The sequence below is a fragment of the Williamsia sp. 1135 genome, assembly GCF_002095395.1.
In the GTDB taxonomy this organism is placed as follows: domain Bacteria; phylum Actinomycetota; class Actinomycetes; order Mycobacteriales; family Mycobacteriaceae; genus Williamsia.
Window position 1 is genome coordinate 1 of record NZ_MJEI01000026.1, and the last position, 5,554, is coordinate 5,554.

At 54.4% G+C, this 5,554-nt stretch carries 3 rRNA genes; all 3 read right to left on the minus strand.

What is annotated here, in order from left to right:
• Positions 1–7: 7 nt before the first annotated feature.
• A 5S ribosomal RNA gene (rrf, locus tag BFL43_RS00330) occupies positions 8–124 on the minus strand.
• Between the two features lie 115 nt (positions 125–239).
• Positions 240–3,376 (minus strand): 23S ribosomal RNA (locus BFL43_RS00335).
• Between the two features lie 386 nt (positions 3,377–3,762).
• Positions 3,763–5,283 (minus strand): 16S ribosomal RNA (locus BFL43_RS00340).
• Together the 16S, 23S and 5S rRNA genes form the textbook arrangement of a ribosomal RNA operon.
• Positions 5,284–5,554: the final 271 nt, after the last annotated feature.

A 5,554-nucleotide genomic window follows, 5' to 3' on the forward strand; every position in this document is an offset into this window, starting at 1 on the left:
AAATTGTGTTCGGCGGTGTCCTACTCTCCCACACTGATTAGGGTGCAGTACCATTGGCGCTGGTGGGCTTAGCTTCCGGGTTCGGAATGGGACCGGGCGTTTCCCCACCGCTATAGCCGCCGTAACTCTATGAAACAATCCACACCCAAACAAAGCCGGATGAAGAACCGTCGTTTTGTTTGTGTGTTGTTTCAGATATTGCACAGTGGATGCGAAACAAAAGTTTCATTACTTGTTTTGGTTGTAAGTCCTCGGCCGATTAGTACCAGTCACCTGCATCGGTTACCCGACTTCCAGTTCTGGCCTATCTACCCCATGGTCTGTAGGGGGCCTTAACCACGCAAAGGTGGTGAGAAACCTCATCTTGGAACAGGCTTCCCGCTTAGATGCTTTCAGCGGTTATCCCTTCCGAACGTAGCTAACCAGCAGTGCCCTTGGTAGGACAACTGGCACACCAGAGGTTCGTCCGTCCCGGTCCTCTCGTACTAGGGACAGGTTTCCTCAAGTTTCTTACGCGCGCGGCGGATAGAGACCGAACTGTCTCACGACGTTCTAAACCCAGCTCGCGTGCCGCTTTAATGGGCGAACAGCCCAACCCTTGGGACCTACTCCAGCCCCAGGATGCGACGAGCCGACATCGAGGTGCCAAACCATCCCGTCGATATGGACTCTTGGGGAAGATCAGCCTGTTATCCCCGGGGTACCTTTTATCCGTTGAGCGACACCGCTTCCACTTGCCGGTGCCGGATCACTAGTCCCGACTTTCGTCCCTGCTCGACATGTACGTCTCACAGTCAAGCTCCCTTGTGCACTTACACTCAACACCTGATTGCCAACCAGGCTGAGGGAACCTTTGGGCGCCTCCGTTACATTTTAGGAGGCAACCGCCCCAGTTAAACTACCCACCAGGCACTGTCCCTGAACCAGATCATGGTCCGAGGTTAGATATCCAATACGATCAGAGTGGTATTTCAACAACGACTCCACACACACTGGCGTGCATGCTTCACAGTCTCCCACCTATCCTACACAAACCGAACCGAACACCAATACCAAGCTATAGTGAAGGTCCCGGGGTCTTTTCGTCCTGCCGCGCGTAACGAGCATCTTTACTCGTACTGCAATTTCGCCGAGTCTGTGGTTGAGACAGCAGAGAAGTCGTTACGCCATTCGTGCAGGTCGGAACTTACCCGACAAGGAATTTCGCTACCTTAGGATGGTTATAGTTACCACCGCCGTTTACTGGGGCTTAAATTCTCAGCTTCACACCGAAGTGTTAACCGGTCCTCTTAACCTTCCAGCACCGGGCAGGCGTCAGTCCGTATACATCGTCTTACGACTTCGCACGGACCTGTGTTTTTAGTAAACAGTCGCTTCTCTCTGGTCTCTGCGACCACACCCAGCTCACAACGCGAAGTTGATCACCAGACGTGGTCCCCCTTCTCCCGAAGTTACGGGGGCATTTTGCCGAGTTCCTTAACCACAGTTCTCTCGATCGCCTTAGTATTCTCTACCTGACCACCTGTGTTGGTTTGGGGTACGGGCCGTGTCGCCACTCGCTAGAGGCTTTTCTCGGCAGCATAGGATCATGGAATTCGCCTCATTCGGCTACGCATCACCTCTCAGGCTCTATGTGTTCCGGATTTGCCTAGAACACGCCCTACAGGCTTACACCAGTACAACCACTGACTGGCCCCACTACCTTCCTGCGTCACCCCATCGCTTGACTACTACCAACCAAGGTCCCGCGCATCCAGTCCCAGGCACACCCGAAGGTGTAAAAGGAACATTCTGGGCGGTTAGTACAGCTGATTCATCACGGGCGCGACTACACGGGTACGGGAATATCAACCCGTTGTCCATCGACTACGCCTGTCGGCCTCGCCTTAGGTCCCGACTCACCCTGGGCGGATTAGCCTGGCCCAGGAACCCTTGGTCATTCGGCGGAACAGTTTCTCACTGTTCTTTCGCTACTCATGCCTGCATTCTCACTCCCACACCCTCCACCACTAGATCACTCTGTGGCTTCCAGGGATGCAGGACGCTCCCCTACCCACCCACACCACTGCTCAACACCCCGCAGGATGAAGAGAATGTCTTGTGTGAGTGCCGCGGCTTCGGCGGTGTACTTGAGCCCCGCTACATTGTCGGCGCAGGATCACTTGACCAGTGAGCTATTACGCACTCTTTCAAGGGTGGCTGCTTCTAAGCCAACCTCCTGGTTGTCTTCGCGACCCCACATCCTTTTCCACTTAGTACACGCTTAGGGGCCTTAGCCGGCGATCTGGGCTGTTTCCCTCTCGACTACGAACCTTATCGCCCGCAGTCTCACTGCCGCACTCTCACTCACCGGCATTCGGAGTTTGGCTGACGTCAGTAACCTTGTAGGGCCCATCGGCCATCCAGTAGCTCTACCTCCAGTGAGAAACATGCGACGCTGCACCTAAATGCATTTCGGGGAGAACCAGCTATCACGGAGTTTGATTGGCCTTTCACCCCTACCCACAACTCATCCCCTCCATTTTCAACTGAAGTGGGTTCGGTCCTCCACGACGTCTTACCGTCGCTTCAACCTGGCCATGGGTAGATCACTCCGCTTCGGGTCTAGACCCGGCGACTCCATCGCCCTATTCGGACTCGCTTTCGCTACGGCTACCCCACACGGGTTAACCTCGCCACCGAGCACTAACTCGCAGGCTCATTCTTCAAAAGGCACGCCATCACCCACAGCCAACCAAATGGCTCGCAGGCTTTGACGGATTGTAAGCGCACGGTTTCAGGTACTATTTCACTCCCCTCCCGGGGTACTTTTCACCTTTCCCTCACGGTACTAGTCCGCTATCGGTCACCAGGGAGTATTCAGGCTTATCGGGTGGTCCCGACAGATTCACAGCAGATTTCACGGGCCCGCTGCTACTTGGGTGTCTACTACAACAGTCAACATGTTTTCGTCTACGGGACTCTCACCCTCTACGACAGGCCGTTCCAGACCACTTCGACTAACACACTGATTTCTCACTGTCGGCCCATCCGGCAGAATGGACAAAATAGATCCCACAACCCCACACACACAACCCCTGCCGGGTATCACATATGCATGGTTTAGCCTCATCCGCTTTCGCTCGCCACTACTCACGGAATCACTATTGTTTTCTCTTCCTGTAGGTACTGAGATGTTTCACTTCCCCACGTTCCCTCCACACCCGCTATATATTCACAGGTGGGTAACACGACATCACTCGTGCTGGGTTTCCCCATTCGGACACCCTCGGATCACAGCTCGGTTGACAGCTCCCCGAGGCTTATCGCAGCCTCCTACGTCCTTCATCGGCTCCTGGTGCCAAGGCATCCACCGTACGCTCTTACACACTTACAACAATAAACAAAACAAAAAATAAAGATGCTCGCATCCACTGTGCAATTCTCAAACAACACACACCAACCAACCGGTACTCCAAACAAATGTCTTCACACTCACTTGATAACAAGCACCCGCATCAGCCGGCATCTTTGTCTAACCCTAGAAAGAACACGTGTGTTCTCTCAGGACCCAATAGTGTGTCAATGCCTCATCCCCTCGCAGGGACAAGCACCAAAGCCTCCGTAACCGGAAACCTCGATATTGTTAGCGTTTCACCCATGAGCTCCCACCACAGAACATTCGCCTGTGAAGCGGGGCCACCACGATCACACCCACCACCGAAGTAGCGTGCGGGGCTGGTACAAAGCAACCCATCGACCGCAGTTTATGTTGCTCCTTAGAAAGGAGGTGATCCAGCCGCACCTTCCGGTACGGCTACCTTGTTACGACTTCGTCCCAATCGCCAATCCCACCTTCGACGGCTCCCTCCCACAAGGGGTTGGGCCACCGGCTTCGGGTGTTACCAACTTTCATGACGTGACGGGCGGTGTGTACAAGGCCCGGGAACGTATTCACCGCAGCGTTGCTGATCTGCGATTACTAGCGACTCCGACTTCACGGGGTCGAGTTGCAGACCCCGATCCGAACTGAGACCGGCTTTAAGGGATTCGCTCCACCTCACGGTATCGCAGCCCTCTGTACCGGCCATTGTAGCATGTGTGAAGCCCTGGACATAAGGGGCATGATGACTTGACGTCATCCCCACCTTCCTCCGAGTTGACCCCGGCAGTCTCTCACGAGTCCCCGCCATTACGCGCTGGCAACATAAGATAAGGGTTGCGCTCGTTGCGGGACTTAACCCAACATCTCACGACACGAGCTGACGACAGCCATGCACCACCTGTACACCAACCACAAGGGGGGCCATATCTCTATGGCTTTCTAGTGTATGTCAAACCCAGGTAAGGTTCTTCGCGTTGCATCGAATTAATCCACATGCTCCGCCGCTTGTGCGGGCCCCCGTCAATTCCTTTGAGTTTTAGCCTTGCGGCCGTACTCCCCAGGCGGGGTACTTAATGCGTTAGCTACGGCACGGATCCCGTGAAAAGGAACCCACACCTAGTACCCACCGTTTACAGCGTGGACTACCAGGGTATCTAATCCTGTTCGCTACCCACGCTTTCGTTCCTCAGCGTCAGTTACTACCCAGAGACCCGCCTTCGCCACCGGTGTTCCTCCTGATATCTGCGCATTTCACCGCTACACCAGGAATTCCAGTCTCCCCTGTAGTACTCAAGTCTGCCCGTATCGCCCGCACGCTTGGAGTTAAGCCCCAAGTTTTCACGAACGACGCGACAAACCGCCTACGAACTCTTTACGCCCAGTAATTCCGGACAACGCTCGCACCCTACGTATTACCGCGGCTGCTGGCACGTAGTTGGCCGGTGCTTCTTCTCCAGGTACCGTCACTCACGCTTCGTCCCTGGTGAAAGAGGTTTACAACCCGAAGGCCGTCATCCCTCACGCGGCGTCGCTGCATCAGGCTTGCGCCCATTGTGCAATATTCCCCACTGCTGCCTCCCGTAGGAGTCTGGGCCGTGTCTCAGTCCCAGTGTGGCCGGTCGCCCTCTCAGGCCGGCTACCCGTCGTCGCCTTGGTAGGCCATTACCCCACCAACAAGCTGATAGGCCGCGGGCCCATCCCAAACCGCCGGAGCTTTCCACCACAAAACATGCATTCCGTGGTCATATTCGGTATTAGACCCAGTTTCCCAGGCTTATCCCAAAGTTTGGGGCAGATCACCCACGTGTTACTCACCCGTTCGCCACTAATCCACCAGCAAGCTGGCTTCATCGTTCGACTTGCATGTGTTAAGCACGCCGCCAGCGTTCGTCCTGAGCCAGGATCAAACTCTCCATGAAAACCTTCCAAAAACCATCCCCCAAAAAGGGAGACGCTTTTCAAAAAAATATGTCCTGAAGAGATTCCAAAATCCCAACCAAACAAAAACTGACACCACCACAGGACTCAAAACCTGCGATGGGATCAAAAATAAAATATCTAACTAATGCCGGCACCACAACCATCACCAACCAAACCCCCCACAAAGGAAGTTTCGTCACCGTGACAGAAGCAGCACCTAAATGGCACTAACAATCCATCGACACACTATCGAGTTCTCAAAGAACACAC